Below are 15,513 nucleotides of genomic sequence, written 5' to 3'. Positions count from 1 at the left end.
AACCCGCTTACTTTTGAGGTTTTTCTCTGTTCATCTCTGTCATATCGACTTCGTTCATTTTAGAATCACCCAAGAGATATTGACTGAAATAATCACCCATTTTCCAGAAGAAATATTCTGTCATATCACCAAATCCATGTCTTTGACCGGGTAAGAGCAGGAAATCAAATCGTTTATTTGCCTTGATCAGTGCGTCTACCATCCGAATCGAGTTTGCAGGATGCACATTGTTGTCAATATCGCCAGTCGCTATCAAGAGCCTTCCTTTTAGATTCTTGGCTAATTCCGTATTTTTATTGATCTGGTATGAAAAAGTCGTATCGCCTTTTGCCGATACTTTTTCTGTGACGCCATGATGGCGCTCGCTCCACCAGCGGTTATAAATCTGATTCTCATGGTTGCCGGCTCCGGATACGGCAACTTTAAAGAAGTCTGGGTAGACAAGCATAGCTGCTGTGGACATAAATCCACCGCCAGAGTGGCCTGTGATACCTACACGATTGATGTCGATAAATTTATAACGGTCAGCAAGCTGTTCCGCTGTCACCTTTTTGTCTTCCAATCCATAATCACGCAGATTGCCATAACCATAGGTATGGTACCATTGTGAACGGGATGGGTGACCACCTCGGTTACCGACAGTGACTACGATAAAGCCAAATTGAGCCAATCGGTCGATTCGGTCCATGCTACGTCCAAAAGATTTATTGACAGCCTCTGTTTGTGGCCCTGGATAAACATATTCTACAATGGGGTAGGTCTTTGTGCTGTCAAAATCAAAAGGCTTGTACATAACGCCATAGAGGTCCGTCGTGCCATCTCCGGCTTTTACCTTAAATGGTTCGGGGAATTTATAGCCCGCAGCAAATAAAAGCGAAAGGTCGGCCTTTTCGAGAGTCATGATCTTTTGTCCATTGCTGTTCAATAACACAGATTCTGGCACTGTATTCACTCTTGAAGAGTTGTTTACAAAATATTTGGACGACTCGCTCATTTCAATCTGATGATCAAAGTTTCCGGGATTCAGAAGTTTAATTCCATTTCCGTTCAAACTGACGCTATAGTGGTGGAGGTAATAGGGATCTTCATTTTTCTCGCGGCCAGACGCCGTGAAAAACAGCGTCTGTGTCGTCGGATCTATCCCTGTAATTTCTTCGCAGTGAAAACTTCCCTTAGTGATTTGATTAAGAAGCTTACCATTCGTGTCATAGTAGTAGTAATGTCCCCATCCATCTCTTTCTGACCAGTGAACCAATCGCTTGCCATTTTCGGTCAAAAGCGGTTTTTGAACATCCAGATACACATTGGATCGTTCCTGAATAATAGGGTTTAAAGTTCCATTTACATTTACCTTTAGGAGATCTATTCTTTTTAAATCACGGCTGGAGCGTGAAATATAAAATTCTTCGTTGTTACCCAGCCAGTAGTTAATATAATAATCTTCCTTATATGAATTTTTGTCCGGGGTTTTGGTCCAGTTGGAAATGGTCTGGTTTTTAAAAGCGGCTATATTTATGCGGCGTGGGGTCTTTGTTGCTGCTTCAAAGATATAGAATTCAGTTTCAGTTGAATCAACCTCGCCCGGCATTTGGTATTTATAAGTCTCCAGGGTAGGACGGGCTGAACCAACATTGTTGATCACCCACAAAGGTCGCAACGACCGGTTATCTTTTCTGGTCAAGGTAAAATAGCGGCCATCCGGTGACCAGCTTATCCATACGCGTTTACGTTTCGTTTCATTGTCTTTGTCCTTTTCGTCGCCCGTGGTAGTACTATATTCATCGCCACCCCAAGCGTAATATTGTACGCCATCCTTCGTGATCTGGTGCTCGACAATCGTACTATCCTTCTCATTTTTGACTGCTTTGAGATAGTTGGCCTTGTCCATCCAATACAGATTAAAGTCTTTGGCGAAATAGATCGTATTGGTGTCCGGAGAAAAGCTTGCCCAAGCCAGTGGAGCTTTAACCTTTGTAGAATCGCTGATTTCGGTTACTGTTTTCGATGCGAAATCATATTCCAAATAAAAGAGCTTTTTCTTTGTTGTGTCTGACTTGTTTTTAAGTTTTTCAATCTCATCTTTGGACTTCAGGGTATCTTTCGTGCTCTGAACCTGGAATCTGATCTTTTTTTCATCTTTAGTGAATCTTAAGCCTTGTAAGTCCAGGTGTTGTGCATCAACGGGATTTTTGACAATCTTTGTTATTTGTGCAGCAACGCTTTCGCTATCAAAAAGAGGTTCTTTCTTTTTAAGTGATGGATTGACGATATACCAATTTTTGCCTTGTGGACTTGCGTAATCGTACCAAAAGCGATCTGAGAAGTTGATCCAGTTTGGTTTGATGGTCGTCGAGAAAATCATTTTTTTTAATTTCTCTGGGGAAAATTTGGCAGCTAATTGATAGTTAGGTTTTACCGAATGCTCCGGAATCTGCTGCGCCGAGCTAAAGTAGGGTAATAAACTGGCTGCAAAAATAAAATAGAACTTATGCATCAAATAAATATAGATAATTGTGTAATCTTGGTTTTGGCCACTAAAATATTCAATATTATACAGTCATACGAATGATTCATGTAATAATCCTATGATGGATAGAAGTTTTCATTAAAATTTACCAAAAAAAGTTCCTCTGTTGCCCGAGTAATGCCGGTATACAACCAACGCAGAAATTCAAGATCCAACATTTCATCATTGATATAGCCCTGGTCAACAAAAACAATTGGCCATTGGCCACCTTGTGCTTTGTGGCAGGTAATTGCAAATGCAAATTTAATCTGGAGTGCATTATAATAGGGGTCTTTTTTAATGGCTTCCAGTCGATCTTTCTTATCTAAAATTTCTGCATAGTCCATACCAATCTCTTCATACAGATTTTTTTGACTTTCATAGGAGAGGTTGGGGCCATCCGTATAAAGACTATCCAAGATAACACGGCAGGTAATGGGTTCGATTTCATCAATATCCACAAATTCGAGTGTAACATCCGCGAATCTATAGCCATGTTGCTCGTGGATATTACTTACCTTCCGGACTTTAGCCATATCACCATTTGCAATAAAACCATCGCCCATATTGTTTTCCTGTAGCCAGAAGTAATTGTTTTTCACCACCATGATGTAATCTCCACCCGTTAATTCTTCATCTCTAAAAAGTATTCTATTGCGGATATTCTGATTGTATAGGTTAGCTGAGCGATTTGAACGGCATATAATCATGGTATTTTCAATGCCATATTTATCATAAGCGTAATTTATCCCTTCAATCAATCGTTCTCCTGTCATGCGGTAAAGGTCTTTAAATCCTTTTGTTATGAATTTTGGAAAAGGAAAGTCAAGCTGTCCTTCCTCAGCGGATATGATCTCGTTCCGTATTTTTGTTGCATTGTACAATATTCCCGAATCTTGAGCCTGTCGGACCACAGTGGTCAATTCGTAGGGATACACACAGAGATGAAATTCATGTTCAAGATAATTGGGGTTCAAGGCGGGGCTGTCCAATAAACCCACCGGCGGTAATTGGGCAGTATCACCAACGAACAGGAGGCTGCAATTTTTGCCGGATTGTACATATCTGAAAAGGTCATTTAAGAGGCTTTTTGAAAATACACTTACCGATTCATTGGAAATCATCGAGGCTTCATCGACGATAAATAGGGTGTCCTCGTGTAAATTCTCTGCTAATGTAAAGTCCAGTTGAAAGGAGATGGCGGATTTCTTTCGATAAATCTTTTTGTGGATGGTCAGTGCTTTTCGTCCGGAATAATAGCTCATCACTTTGGCGGCCCTCCCTGTGGGGGCCAGAAGCACAGCACGTTTTTTTAGCACAGGCAATACTTTGACCAATGCTGCTATCAATGTTGTTTTTCCGGTCCCGGCATAGCCTTTGAGGACAAAACAGGACTGCTTGTCAAATGCGAGAAGAAATTCTTCCAATAACTCGAATGCTTCCAGCTGCTGTGCAGTCGGTTGCCAAGGGAATTGTTGTATTAACAGGTTTTTGATGAACACCCCCAAAGTTATTTAAAAGGTTTGTCTTATCCTTCAGAAAAAGCTATTTTTGCTTTAACAAGTTTTTATTTTTACAATTCAGCGAATGAATTATATTTCAAAACAATTTAACATTCATTATTTACCTGAGTATAATCTTTTGGTAAAGGCTGGCTTTCAAAAAGATGTGTTAGCGGTAGTCGATAAGAAGTCAGTAGTGCCGATACTGATAGAATACCCTTCGGAGGAGCCAATCTTAGATGCGACAAGAATAATGAGTTTACCTTTTCGGTTCGTTCGGATTGTTATTCCGCACCAGAGTTTTACATTTATACCTAAAGAGGTCTTTCAGGAGGATAATATTGCGCAATATGTACAGTTCCTGGGGACTTCAGATCTTGAAAATACATTTATTTACCATTTAGATAACCTTGGCTTTGTTGCTTTATATCAATTTGATAAGTTGCTTTTGAATCGTTGGCTTAGACTGTTTCCGGATGCTGTTATTCTTCCTGAGTTTGCAGTTGTATTGGACCGGGCGCAGGAACGTATAGCAATTAGGGGTAGTGTGCTGGGGCTACATTTCGTCGCTGATACTATTGTTGACTTTTACCTATTCAAAAATGGAGTTTTCCAACTTTACAATAGCTTTGAAATCCATAATCTGGATGATATTAGTTATTATGTGTTGAATATATTGAGTCAATTTAACCTTGGCGGGTCAATTGATAAGGTACTCCTTTCCGGTGAGGTGCCCAATGAATCGTATTATAAACGAATTGCATCCTATGCGGGAGATGTTGAAATATTGGATCTAAAAACAAAAGTAGCTTTTGCAGATCAGGAGGTCAGTGGTAATTTAACAGCATATAATGTGTTATTTGATTCAATATTATGCGAATAATAGGGGGTAAAATCGGTGGTCTAAGGCTGAATCCACCCAGCAATTTACCGGTAAGGCCAACCACAGATATCGCGAAGGAAGCTCTGTTTAATATTCTGCAGAACCGCTTAGAATTCGATGGCTTAAATTGCCTTGATCTTTTTGCTGGAACGGGGAATATTAGTTTTGAGTTAGCTTCACGAGGAGTAGAACATGTGGATTCGGTCGATTTACATTTTAAATGTGTACAATACATTATGGACACAGCAAAAAAAATGAAGCTGGAGCAGATAAAAGCCAAGAAAGCGGATGTTTTTAAATTTATTACCAGCTGCAAAAGTACCTATGATTTAATCTTTGCAGATCCGCCTTATGATATTCCAAAGCTACCTCAACTGCCAAAATTGATTCTCGAAAACAATCTATTAAATGATAATGGGCTTCTTATTGTCGAACATCCATCTACAAGGCAAATGGAAGAGCATCCGAATTTTATAGAAACCAGAAAGTACGGGTATTCATCTTTTTCATTTTACACAAATTCTTTATAGTATGAAAATTGCTGTTTTTCCAGGCTCATTTGATCCCTTCACGTTAGCCCATCAAGATCTAGTCGAACGAGCTTTGCCGTTATTTGATAAAGTCATAATTGCTGTTGGGTATAATGCAAATAAAAAGGGCATGTTGGACCATGATGAACGGGTCAAATGCATACAAGAGGTCTTTCGGGATGTCAATGTAATCGAAGTGGTGAAGTATAATGGTTTGACTGTGGATTTCTGCCAGAAAGTTGGTGCTAAATTTATATTACGTGGTTTGCGAAATACAGGAGATTTTGAATTTGAGAATGCGATCGCACAAAATAATCTGTTGTTAAACCCGGTTGTTGAAAGTTATTTTTTGATGAGTAGGTCTGGGAAAGCGCATATATCTTCAACCATCGTGCGGGATGTATGGTTTAATGGAGGGGATATCAGGGCGATGGTGCCCACAGAAGTGCTCACATTGTTAAATGAGAGGAAGCCATAATAGTTCGTAATTAGGCGCTAAACACATATATTTTTTAACGAAATGCGGACAAAATTTTATTTTGTCCGCATTTGTTTTTAATTGAAAAACAGTGTTTTATGTGTCTTGTTGTGAATCGTATGTTTAGTTTTAGGTCGCTAGTGTGACGATTTTAGCCATATAGGTGCCAAATAATATTCTGAATGATGATAAGGTTGAGATTAATCCTCAGTTTGTTAGAATATCTGGATCAGCTTTATTTATAGGCACTAGCCGTATCTAATAGAGACATTTCTTCGGAAGACAAATTTATCTTGGTTGCATGGGTTAATTCTTCAAGCTGTTGCAGAGAAGTAGCGCTTACGATGGGCGCGCTTACTGAAGGCCGATGCAGAATCCATGCGAGCGCAATTGTAGGCATCGCGACTTGTTGACTATGGGCTACTTGGGCTAAGGCGTCGAGAATACGAAGTCCTCGGTCATTAAACCGGCCTTTTAGCGCATCAGAGCGTTTCGCATTTTTAATATCATCAACTGACTTATATTTTCCTGAAAGAAATCCGCTGGCCAAAGAATAATAAGTGATCACACCTAGATGATTTTCGACTGCGAGCTGTTCATAATCTTGCTCATATTTTGAGCGGTCATATAAATTATATTCGGGCTGAATGGAAATATAGGCAGGGAGATTGTTCTGTTCTGCGATCAGTAAGGACTCTTTAATACGCTCGGGATTTAAATTGGAGGCTCCAATCCATTTTATTTTACCTGCCTGTACCAATTGTTGGTAAGCTTCAAGTGTTTCGTCTATTGCCGTTGAAAGATCATCATGATGTGACTGATAAAGATCTATGGTGTCGATCTGTAATCTCATGAGCGATTCGTCAACCGACTTTATAATGTGTTCTTTTTTTAAATTGGGCCTGTCATTGCCGGCCCGACGACCACCAACCTTGGTGGCAATTTGAATTTTATCCCGGATATCCCGTTTATTGATCCATTTCCCAATGATGGATTCGGACTCTGATCCGGTGTGGCCGGGTACCCAATGAGAATAGTTGTTGGACGTATCTATAAAGCTAAAGCCCATATCGACAAATGCATCCAAAAGAGCAAAGGACTGTTGCTCATCGACAGTCCAACCAAATACATTCCCGCCAAAAATGATCGGTTTAAATTCAATTTCACTATTTCCTAACTTAACCTTTTCCATGAGTTGCCTATTATTTCCTTTTTAAAACTAATAAAAAAATGCCAGTTAGACCTTCGAACCGGCACTATAAATAATTTTATAAAAAATTTCTGATTCATTTTCAGGTAGTTTAGGAAAAGTAATAGAGGGGGCTTTGGAAAAATAAAAACTTTCCTTACTTTTGCATCATCCCAAACGGATATGCCCGGATGGCGGAATTGGTAGACGCGCTGGTCTCAAACACCAGTGGGAAACCGTGCCGGTTCGACTCCGGCTCCGGGTACAACAAAAAGGCTTTTCAATATGAAAAGCCTTTTTTATTTTAATTTTCCCTCTGACAGAACATGTTTTCGATACGCTAAATGCAAAATCGCATTCGAAAACAACAAAAATAAAACTCAGCGAATAAGATTGAACGAATAAAAAAACACCATCGGGTAGGAATCCGATGGTGTTACGTAAAATATATAGTTTGATTAGTTTTTCGCTAATACCATCTCTGGCTCGGCTTTACCGCCATGACAAGTTTTACAGGAAATCGCTTTAGCTGGAGAGCTGTCCCAACTGTGATTGAAATACTTTTTATTAATCTTTTGTGTCATCTTGATCATTGCGCGGCCAACTTCTTTTTTAGGGTTTTCGTCGCTCGCAAAGTCCATCTTTTTAGGATCTTCTTTTGAAGGCGCATGGCAAAATCCGCATTTGACACCTAATGCAACATTAAACTCTTTCATTGTTGCGATCAATTCGTCATGCGAAATGTTTTTTGGGAGAACTTTCAGATTTGTGGGTTTAGGATCTTCCTGTGGCTCTTCCTGTTGGAAACTAAATGCACTCAAGGCAATGGCTATAGCAAATACAGAAGCAATAGCTCCAATCTTTTTTATGTGTTTCATTTCTCTTTTCCTTATGCTTAACTAAATGTAAGCATTATGGAATACTTAAACAATGAAAAATGAAATTATTATGACAATTTAGATTGATTATTATTTACGAATAGCTTCTGTAACCGTCCAGGACTGACCTTCCAATTGGTAATCTATTTTTAACAGTTTTCCCTGGATTCTCACATCTTTTAGTTTGGCGGTATCGTTGGAGATCCAGGTACTGTCGTTCACCTTAGTAAAGCGCACACCCGTAATATTCGGAACCCCGGTAAAAAACTCAATTTTATAAGATTCCGGATTTCCCTCGCGCTGAATACGGATCAATCGATTGGATCGATCAACCGACAACGAGCTGCTCTGAAATTGGACTCTACCGATAAAACTTCCAGAGGCGTCTGTTGTTTCTCCATCGGAAGTTTCATTCTTTTTACATGAAACAACTGTAATAAGGCATAAAACAAGCGCGACTAATGGATGGAAAAACTTCATGTGTATATATTTTGGACTAAAATACGGTTTTTGGATCAAAAACTCAATTGATCAGACCGGAAATGATATTGATCGTCAATGCGACAACAAAAGTATTTAATGTAAAGGAGAGTAAGCCATGAAATAAGACGATACGTCTAATTTTTTTTGACGAGATACCCACATCAGAAACCTGGAATGTACAGCCCATAACAAAAGAAAAATAAGCAAAGTCCAAATAGTCTGGCTTATCATTCCCCGGAAACTCCAGGCCACTACCATCGGAACCGTTTTCATAGTACAGACGAGCATAATGAAAAGTATATATTGTATGGACCAAGCACCACGAAGCCACCATGGCAAGCATGCAAATGGTAATAATATAGGAGTCGTCAAGTTGCTTACTCTTACTTGATATAATAATCATTAGGACTGAAATAAAACAACTGATGGTAACTAGTATAATAAAAAGGGATACAAAAAGTCGGCTGCCGTCTTCCTGTTGTGCTTTTTTCGTGATTGAAGACACAGGCATTGTATAAAATGTATACCAAGAAAGCAGTATATAAGAAACACAAAATCCAAACCAGCTTAACACCAGGCTTAGCAAGGGCAAGGTTTTAATCGGGGAGAGCAGATATGTAAGGATAAAGGCGCAAATTGCTATTAAAGCCCGATGAATGGACTTCATTTGATGTAGGACTGTTTTTATTTTTCCCATGGTCATAGATTAACAATCAAATTGCTCATTTGCCTCGAAAATCAATGGATTTCCACCATTAGAAAGAAACAATAGGAGCGCCTCTTCCTCGTAGTGACTTGGATTGGAAAAAATAAAATCCAATTGTCCGTCTCGATCTATATCGCCGACAAACTGCGTGGACATAAATACATGTTCATATTGATCTTTTTGAAATAATGTCAATTCATTCCTTCCTCCAAAGGTTGCATTGAGCTTATAATGGGCTACTTCGTGAAATATTTTTTCATGTCCTTTTTCGTCGGTCTGTACTTCGGTGGATTTTATATCTCCCGACCCTTTGAGTATAACATGCTGCTTTCTAAAATTATATTCCACGGATTCCTTGGGCCATATTTCTGAGTGGTTTATCTTTAAGTTCTCCAATGCTCCTGTTTTCAACCCTTTTATATTTAAGAACAAAAGGGAGTTTCTTTTCGACTCAACACTTTTTGAGGGGACCTGAGCACACTCATCATAACCATCCTTGACTTCATAATCCACTTTGTCCAAATAATACTTTCCTTCGAGCTCGTAAAGATCAAACCAATCATTGTTCAATACTGCGGTTGGATCTTCCTTTTCCCAGATCCGATAACTGCGTACTAAAAAAATCTGTCCCTTTGAGCTGTCGGATGTAGCAGCTGCGGATAACCTGGCACTGTCTTTCGATATCAAAGATGTGTCATCTTTCGTCACAGTCGAATCTAGAGCAGTGTTTCCCTTTTTTGTAGAGGGGCTATCACAAGCTTGAATAAAAAGTAGTGTAAATAGTAAAGTAAAAACAGAATAGTTTTTCATATGCCGTGAATTTTATTTAAATATATAAAATTCACGGTATATAAAACCTGAAGATTTTTTAGGAGAGTGCTTTCTGAAGTAAAGAAAACGATTTTAGGCATTTTTCATCGTCGAAGATATAGGAGGTAGCCATAATTTCATCGACTTTATGATCTTTAACAAATTTTTCTATCTCAGGACCGATCTTATTTTTATCTCCGACAAAGGCACAGGAAGCCATGCTCTGTACAGCTTGTTCGATGGCTGGAATTCCCTTATAAATGACCTCTTCTGTAGGCGGAGATAACGGTTTTCTTGTATTCGTTACAATGCCGGCAAATAAATTAAAAAAGCTCGTGGACAAAAACTCGGCTTCTTCGTTAGTATCGGAAGCAATCACATTGACACAGGAAATAAAATAGGGTTTATCCAATACCTTCGAGGGTACAAAGTTCTGATGATAAATCATACTCGCCGAGGCAAATTGCGCTGGAGCAAAATGCGTGGCGAAAGCGTAGGGAAGCCCTAAGCTAGCGGCTAAGTAAGCACTATCCGTGCTGGAACCTAAAATATATAGTGGGATTTCCAGTCCCTCACCGGGGAATGCACGTACTTTTGCATCATAATTATCGGAACTAAAATATAGCTGGAGATCTTTTACCTCCTGCGGAAATTGGAACGCAGTATTTAGATTATTTCTTCGTAAAGCCATAGCAGTCAATTGGTCCGTACCCGGCGCACGGCCTAAACCAAGATCGATCCGACCCGGAAATAATGTTTCCAAGGTGCCAAATTGTTCCGCAATCACTAAGGGAGCATGATTGGGCAACATGATTCCGCCTGAACCAACTCTGATTCGGTTTGTATTGGAAGCAATATGTTGTATAAGTAAGGAGGTGGCCGAACTTGCAATATATTCCATATTATGATGTTCGGCGACCCAGATTCTTTGAAAATCCAGTTGTTCGATATGTTGTGCAATTTTTACACTGCGATCAATTGCACTGGCGGTATTTTCTCCTTTTTTGATGGGAGCTAAATCTAATGCTGATAATACGATTTTATCCATACATTAAAATTACATAGAAGAAATAGGACAATTGTAATGAAATTGTCTATTCTATAATTCGGTGTGTATGTATGACAATTAGCTGATCATTCAATACTGTGGTGAATAAGCTAAAGCTGTCGCCGCTGTCTTTAATCTTAAATTTCTTTTTTATCTCTTCCGTTTTTAAGGGAAAATTTTTTGCGATAATATCAGCTTGTAACGGAGTTTTGTTTTTCTTGAATTCTGTAAAAGATTCAACCTCTTTTATCTTAAATATTTTGCCTGGGAAATCTGGGATTTTCCGATCCGAAGTATACAAATGTGTATTTTTATGTAGTTTTTTTATTCCAAAAAGAGAGGCAATTGTTTTAAAAGCACCAGCCTTGGTCAGGGCTACATCTGGCTCATAAAGATAGGATAGAGGCGCACTGTACTCCACAAGGGTACTGCGTTCTTCCGAATAAGTAAAGGAGATGACCTGTTGTTCCTCTTTGAACAGTCGGACGGCATGAATGACCGGCTCACCTTCAAAATCTTTCTTTTGAATGAAAATAAGTTCTTTACAATCATTTTGTAAGGAAACAACATACACATCCTTTACATGATTCAACATACCTAATGCTGAAGAAATATCCAATAATGGAGCGAGCTTGCTAATAATAATATGAGACCGTTCAAAAAAGCAATGCTGTAGCTCCACCAAATTAGGTTCACATTCATCCAGCAGAAATACTTTCTTATTCTGAACCCTGCGCGAAGGATCTAGGTAGATATAATCAACGTATTCCTGTGGGCTATTAAATATGTAATCCACACCATTTGTCGCTATAACCTCGATATTTGTCGCAGATAAGACCTTGGCATTATGCGATGAAATCTGCGCAAGATCCGAGTTGAGCTCACAGGATATGACTTGTTTTGCACGTGTCGAAAAATAAAAGCTGTCAACGCCAAAACCACTGGTTGCATCAATTAAACGTGTGCCTTCTTGAATAAGCGAGCTTTTAAATAGTGCTGTTTTTTCAGATGAACATTGTTCCAGATTCAGTTTTGCGGGAAAATAGATTCCAGGAGTTGTCGTCCATAATGGGATTTTAGTCCCCGCACGCTGCTTACCATCCAGCTGTGCAGCTAGTTCAGAAGACGATATTCCTTCAAAAGGAGATTTCTTTAAAGCTATTTTAGCAGGAGACTCTTTTAGGTGTTTTTCCAAAAACAGCTGTACCTCCTTTTGAAGAATTAATGTATTCATCTATATTTTCTTAACGAGAAGCTGGCAAGTATATCTATCCTTTAACTCACTGATCACTTCTTTATCAACAAGAACACGCTCGATGGTTTCCTGGTTATAGTAACGGATCGTGATTAGTTCTAGGCCAGACTCATAGGTAACTTTAAACCGCTGTTCAAGATCGTTAATTAAATCCACCACGTTCTTTCCGGTATCGTCCACTGAGACGGTGAAATTGATGGCCGTATTGTGCATCATATTGATTTTGATGCGATGTTGGTGGAAAAGATTAAAGATATCTCTGAGGTTATCTTCCACGATAAATGAAAAATCCCGTGGTGAAATTGAGACAAAAATCTGATTTACTTTAAATATAAACGAAGGAACCGGTAACGTCTGATTTGTACTTCTAATGACTGTTCCCGGAGAATCTGGGTCAACAAAAGAGCGCACATTTAAAGCAATTTTTTTATTCTGCAATGGTTTGATCGTTTTCGGGTGGATTACTGTCGCACCATAATAGGTAAGTTCAATAGCATCGGTATAAGATAGTTCAGGAATCAGTTCAGTTTTTTCAAACCATTTCGGATCAGCATTGAGAACGCCTGGGACGTCTTTCCAAATTGTTACATTTTCAGCATTTAAACATGACGCAAATATAGCCGCAGAATAATCGGAACCTTCGCGGCCTAAAGTTGTGGTGAAATTCTCCGATGTAGAACCAAGGAACCCCTGTGTAATGACAATATATTCATCTAATATGGAAGGAAGTTCGGCACGGATTTTCTCTTCTGTTTTACTCCAATCCACCACGGCTTCGCGGAAGGTATTATCGGTTAGGATATAGTCGCGTGCATCCAACCATTTGACTTTTTCACCAATAAAAGCTACATATGCAGCCACGATTTTGGTAGAGATCAATTCGCCCATCGACACAATTTGGTCAAAGAGGTAGTCATAAGAGTCTTGTGGATCCTCCTCCAAAATCCATTCAATCTCGACGAAACAGTTGGAAATTTCATCGAAAATAGGATGCTCAGCATTGGGAAATAGGTCATGAAGAATATGAAAATGGAATGCTTTGGCTTCTTCAAGGGTCTGAAACTGCAAGCCTGTATGATTATAATATTCCCGGGTCAATTTTTCCAGAAGGTTTGTTGTCTTACCCATGGCAGATATAACGACCAACAAAGCTTCACCTTTGTATTTCGAAATAATCTTCGCTGAATTTCTGACACTTTCCGCATCCTTTACTGATGCTCCTCCAAATTTAAAAACCTGCATTTATTTTATTGAGTTTAGTTGATTGCTAGTTGATGCTATTAATATAATGTAATCCTTTTTCTGAGATTAGATCTTTAAAAGTTGTATAAGGAATACGTAACTCCGTGCCACCTTCAGCATAAGATTTAATTTCATAAATATTATAGTAGAATAAGAGTTCGTTTTTCTCAAATGTAAAATTATCTGCGAGTGAAAACTTACCATCTTCAAAAAAATATTTTCCATTCAAGGAATCATCCGTATTCAATCCTTCCTGTCTACGAAAGCATTGTTCGGCAATGTTAATGAACCTGTCTTTATCCTGCTTGCGAATGATGTCATCAATTGTAATTGGATTATTAGACTGTCGATCAAAGTTCGAGTATAACGTTACATGATCGCCATGCGCTCCGCCGGTATACTCTTCCTGTTTGGTTCTTATAGCGAGATATGCAGGCGTATTTGCTACAACATCTACCTGGAGATCCCGATTCCAGGTCGCCGTGGATTTACCATTGTTATCATCTACATATTCATTATAGGCATTGATAAAACGATGAGCGGCTTCTTCCATGCTGGTATCTCCCTCCAGATGAACAATAGAAGAAATCAGGGTGTTGATCTTAATTTCTTCGAAGACTGGATAACTTGCCCGAAAATAGGTGGTATCCAATTGATCATCTCCTTTTAGAAAATAATTACTATGCTCATCAACCGTTTTTCTGTGATAAACAAGAGTATCCCCAAGTTGTTTAATAGTGGGGGTAGCGCCTTTGTTCTGACATGAATAAAATAGGCAACCTATAAATAGAATTTTCAAAAAGAGATAATACCGCATTGAATTGATTTTTCCCCTGTTAATTTTTAATAAGTGATCGACACATTAATCCACTCCGAATCAAAATCAGCTTTGTATCGTTCATAAAATTTTATGGCAGACTCGTTCCAATCCAAAACTTGCCAGACCATTCCATGATAGCCACATTCTTTTCCGTAGGCAAGTGTTCTGTCAAACAGTTGTTTGCCTATGCCTAGACCGCGCATTTTTTCGGTAACGATTAAATCCTCTAGGTAAAGTCTCCTTCCTTTCCAGGTAGAGTATCTGACGTAATATAATGAAATTCCAACAATTTTTTCGTCAACTTCCGCGACAAACGCACCCCAGATAGGTTTTTTTCCAAATCCCGCTTCTTCAAACTCCGCGAGGGAAACGGTTACTTCATCTGGCGCTTTCTCATAGATGGCTAATTCTTTGATTAGCTCCAGCATCTGTGGGCAGTCGGATTTTATTGCAGCGCGTATAATTGGTTTAGTCATTGTTTTTATAATGTTTAATTACTCTTTTGCCAAAAATTGTGCTTCCGATACGAACCATAGTGGAACCTTCTTCAATCGCTAATTTGTAATCCGATGACATTCCCATGGAAAGTATTTTAAAATAATCGTCTTTGCGGTAGAAGCTGGCTTTAACCCCATCAAATAACATCTTTAGTTCGTAGAACTCCGCTTTTACGACTTTTTCATTGTCTGTATTGGATGCAATTCCCATCAGTCCACAAATACGGATATTTTTTAGTCCGAGGAATTCTTCATCGCGGAGCAACTCAATCAGTTCCGCATGATCTAAACCAAATTTGGTGTCCTCATCGGCAATATAAACCTGCAATAAACAATCGATAATACGATCCGCCTTTAATGCATGTTTATTAATTTCCTTTAAAAGTTTTAAGGAGTCTACAGAAGCAATTAAGCTAACAAACGGCGCAATATATTTTACCTTATTGGTTTGTAAATGCCCAATCATATGCCACTGAATATCTTCGGGTAAAAGCTCTGCTTTCTCAATTAATTCTTGAACATGATTTTCACCAAAAATACGTTGCCCAGCCGCGTAGGCTTCCATGATTTCTGAATTGGACTTTGTCTTTGAAACCGCTACAAGCTGAACGCCCTTCGCTTCGGTTTCCAATCTTAAAGCTTCTAAATTACTCGCAATGCTCATTTCCGATATAGTTTGATGATGT

The 15,513-nt window shown here is 38.9% G+C and carries 16 protein-coding genes and 1 tRNA gene; 4 read left to right on the top strand and 13 right to left on the bottom strand.

The window, feature by feature from the left end; genetic code table 11:
* Positions 1 to 7: 7 nt before the first annotated feature.
* Both ACK8HY_RS22505 and ACK8HY_RS22500 read right to left on the bottom strand, forming a co-directional pair.
* Entirely contained in the window at positions 8 to 2,494 is a 2,487-nt protein-coding gene (locus ACK8HY_RS22505) for a DPP IV N-terminal domain-containing protein (RefSeq protein ID WP_416134894.1), read from the bottom strand.
* Between the two features lie 89 nt (positions 2,495 to 2,583).
* Positions 2,584 to 4,008 (bottom strand): ATP-dependent DNA helicase, encoded by a 1,425-nt coding sequence (locus tag ACK8HY_RS22500; protein WP_416134893.1) that lies wholly within the window; start codon positions 4,006 to 4,008, stop codon positions 2,584 to 2,586.
* Between the two features lie 85 nt (positions 4,009 to 4,093).
* Between ACK8HY_RS22500 and ACK8HY_RS22495 the strand changes: the two genes are divergently transcribed.
* From ACK8HY_RS22495 to coaD, 3 genes are read left to right on the top strand one after another with little or no spacing between them, the layout of a single operon-like run.
* Positions 4,094 to 4,891 carry a DUF3822 family protein gene (locus tag ACK8HY_RS22495; protein WP_077433266.1) on the top strand — a complete coding sequence of 266 codons (798 nt, stop codon included), beginning with the start codon at positions 4,094 to 4,096 and terminating at the stop codon, positions 4,889 to 4,891.
* Entirely contained in the window at positions 4,882 to 5,421 is a 540-nt protein-coding gene (gene rsmD, locus ACK8HY_RS22490; protein ID WP_416134892.1) for a 16S rRNA (guanine(966)-N(2))-methyltransferase RsmD, read from the top strand. Before ACK8HY_RS22495 ends, rsmD begins: the two co-directional genes overlap by 10 nt.
* A gap of 1 nt (position 5,422) precedes the next feature.
* Positions 5,423 to 5,899, top strand: coding sequence for a pantetheine-phosphate adenylyltransferase (gene coaD / locus ACK8HY_RS22485; RefSeq protein ID WP_416134891.1), 477 nt, complete (start codon positions 5,423 to 5,425; stop codon positions 5,897 to 5,899).
* 235 nt (positions 5,900 to 6,134) lie between these two features.
* On the opposite strand, the gene ACK8HY_RS22480 is transcribed toward coaD, so the two are convergent.
* Positions 6,135 to 7,091 carry an aldo/keto reductase gene (locus ACK8HY_RS22480; RefSeq protein ID WP_416134890.1) on the bottom strand — a complete coding sequence of 319 codons (957 nt, stop codon included), beginning with the start codon at positions 7,089 to 7,091 and terminating at the stop codon, positions 6,135 to 6,137.
* Between the two features lie 182 nt (positions 7,092 to 7,273).
* Between ACK8HY_RS22480 and ACK8HY_RS22475 the strand changes: the two genes are divergently transcribed.
* A tRNA-Leu gene (locus tag ACK8HY_RS22475) sits at positions 7,274 to 7,353 on the top strand.
* Positions 7,354 to 7,546: 193 nt separating this feature from the next.
* Here the strand turns inward: ACK8HY_RS22475 and ACK8HY_RS22470 are convergent.
* The 10 genes from ACK8HY_RS22470 to ACK8HY_RS22425 all read right to left on the bottom strand — a co-directional run bounded on the left by ACK8HY_RS22470 (position 7,547) and on the right by ACK8HY_RS22425 (position 15,491).
* A complete protein-coding gene (locus ACK8HY_RS22470; RefSeq protein ID WP_077433274.1) occupies positions 7,547 to 7,966 on the bottom strand; it encodes a c-type cytochrome in 420 nt (139 codons plus the stop codon).
* Between the two features lie 90 nt (positions 7,967 to 8,056).
* A complete protein-coding gene (locus ACK8HY_RS22465) occupies positions 8,057 to 8,446 on the bottom strand; it encodes a hypothetical protein (protein ID WP_077433276.1) in 390 nt (129 codons plus the stop codon).
* A gap of 43 nt (positions 8,447 to 8,489) precedes the next feature.
* A complete protein-coding gene (locus ACK8HY_RS22460) occupies positions 8,490 to 9,116 on the bottom strand; it encodes a DUF1345 domain-containing protein (protein ID WP_254846211.1) in 627 nt (208 codons plus the stop codon).
* 39 nt (positions 9,117 to 9,155) lie between these two features.
* Positions 9,156 to 9,965 carry a hypothetical protein gene (locus tag ACK8HY_RS22455; protein ID WP_416134889.1) on the bottom strand — a complete coding sequence of 270 codons (810 nt, stop codon included), beginning with the start codon at positions 9,963 to 9,965 and terminating at the stop codon, positions 9,156 to 9,158.
* Positions 9,966 to 10,023: 58 nt separating this feature from the next.
* Positions 10,024 to 11,013, bottom strand: a complete 990-nt coding sequence (locus ACK8HY_RS22450) for an LLM class flavin-dependent oxidoreductase (RefSeq protein WP_077433280.1) — start codon at positions 11,011 to 11,013, stop codon at positions 10,024 to 10,026.
* Between the two features lie 46 nt (positions 11,014 to 11,059).
* Positions 11,060 to 12,247, bottom strand: a complete 1,188-nt coding sequence (locus ACK8HY_RS22445) for a class I SAM-dependent methyltransferase (protein WP_077433282.1) — start codon at positions 12,245 to 12,247, stop codon at positions 11,060 to 11,062.
* Positions 12,248 to 13,510 (bottom strand): aspartate kinase, encoded by a 1,263-nt coding sequence (locus ACK8HY_RS22440; protein WP_077433284.1) that lies wholly within the window; start codon positions 13,508 to 13,510, stop codon positions 12,248 to 12,250.
* 25 nt (positions 13,511 to 13,535) lie between these two features.
* Positions 13,536 to 14,327, bottom strand: a complete 792-nt coding sequence (locus ACK8HY_RS22435; protein WP_416134888.1) for a DUF3298 domain-containing protein — start codon at positions 14,325 to 14,327, stop codon at positions 13,536 to 13,538.
* Between the two features lie 26 nt (positions 14,328 to 14,353).
* The gene (locus ACK8HY_RS22430) at positions 14,354 to 14,806 is read right to left on the bottom strand and encodes a GNAT family N-acetyltransferase (RefSeq protein ID WP_416134887.1); all 453 of its coding nucleotides are present in this window, start codon (positions 14,804 to 14,806) and stop codon (positions 14,354 to 14,356) included.
* Positions 14,799 to 15,491 carry a YggS family pyridoxal phosphate-dependent enzyme gene (locus ACK8HY_RS22425; protein ID WP_077433289.1) on the bottom strand — a complete coding sequence of 231 codons (693 nt, stop codon included), beginning with the start codon at positions 15,489 to 15,491 and terminating at the stop codon, positions 14,799 to 14,801. Before ACK8HY_RS22425 ends, ACK8HY_RS22430 begins: the two co-directional genes overlap by 8 nt.
* Positions 15,492 to 15,513: the final 22 nt, after the last annotated feature.

The sequence above is a fragment of the Sphingobacterium sp. NGMCC 1.201703 genome, assembly GCF_047784615.1.
GTDB lineage: Bacteria > Bacteroidota > Bacteroidia > Sphingobacteriales > Sphingobacteriaceae > Sphingobacterium.
Note: the sequence above shows the minus strand (reverse complement) of the source record. Positions and strands in the feature narration are given on the sequence as shown.

Bases quoted from the DNA above. Each gene is read 5' to 3' on its own strand.
- ACK8HY_RS22460 (WP_254846211.1), bottom strand. From the start codon at position 9,116: ATGAAGTCCATTCATCGGGCTTTAATAGCAATTTGCGCCTTTATCCTT.
- ACK8HY_RS22440 (WP_077433284.1), bottom strand. From the start codon at position 13,510: ATGCAGGTTTTTAAATTTGGAGGAGCATCAGTAAAGGATGCGGAAAGT.
- ACK8HY_RS22425 (WP_077433289.1), bottom strand. From the start codon at position 15,491: ATGAGCATTGCGAGTAATTTAGAAGCTTTAAGATTGGAAACCGAAGCG.
- ACK8HY_RS22430 (WP_416134887.1), bottom strand. From the start codon at position 14,806: ATGACTAAACCAATTATACGCGCTGCAATAAAATCCGACTGCCCACAG.
- ACK8HY_RS22445 (WP_077433282.1), bottom strand. From the start codon at position 12,247: ATGAATACATTAATTCTTCAAAAGGAGGTACAGCTGTTTTTGGAAAAA.
- ACK8HY_RS22505 (WP_416134894.1), bottom strand. From the start codon at position 2,494: ATGCATAAGTTCTATTTTATTTTTGCAGCCAGTTTATTACCCTACTTT.
- ACK8HY_RS22450 (WP_077433280.1), bottom strand. From the start codon at position 11,013: ATGGATAAAATCGTATTATCAGCATTAGATTTAGCTCCCATCAAAAAA.
- ACK8HY_RS22495 (WP_077433266.1), top strand. From the start codon at position 4,094: ATGAATTATATTTCAAAACAATTTAACATTCATTATTTACCTGAGTAT.
- ACK8HY_RS22465 (WP_077433276.1), bottom strand. From the start codon at position 8,446: ATGAAGTTTTTCCATCCATTAGTCGCGCTTGTTTTATGCCTTATTACA.
- ACK8HY_RS22435 (WP_416134888.1), bottom strand. From the start codon at position 14,327: ATGCGGTATTATCTCTTTTTGAAAATTCTATTTATAGGTTGCCTATTT.
- ACK8HY_RS22480 (WP_416134890.1), bottom strand. From the start codon at position 7,091: ATGGAAAAGGTTAAGTTAGGAAATAGTGAAATTGAATTTAAACCGATC.
- coaD (WP_416134891.1), top strand. From the start codon at position 5,423: ATGAAAATTGCTGTTTTTCCAGGCTCATTTGATCCCTTCACGTTAGCC.
- ACK8HY_RS22455 (WP_416134889.1), bottom strand. From the start codon at position 9,965: ATGAAAAACTATTCTGTTTTTACTTTACTATTTACACTACTTTTTATT.
- ACK8HY_RS22470 (WP_077433274.1), bottom strand. From the start codon at position 7,966: ATGAAACACATAAAAAAGATTGGAGCTATTGCTTCTGTATTTGCTATA.
- rsmD (WP_416134892.1), top strand. From the start codon at position 4,882: ATGCGAATAATAGGGGGTAAAATCGGTGGTCTAAGGCTGAATCCACCC.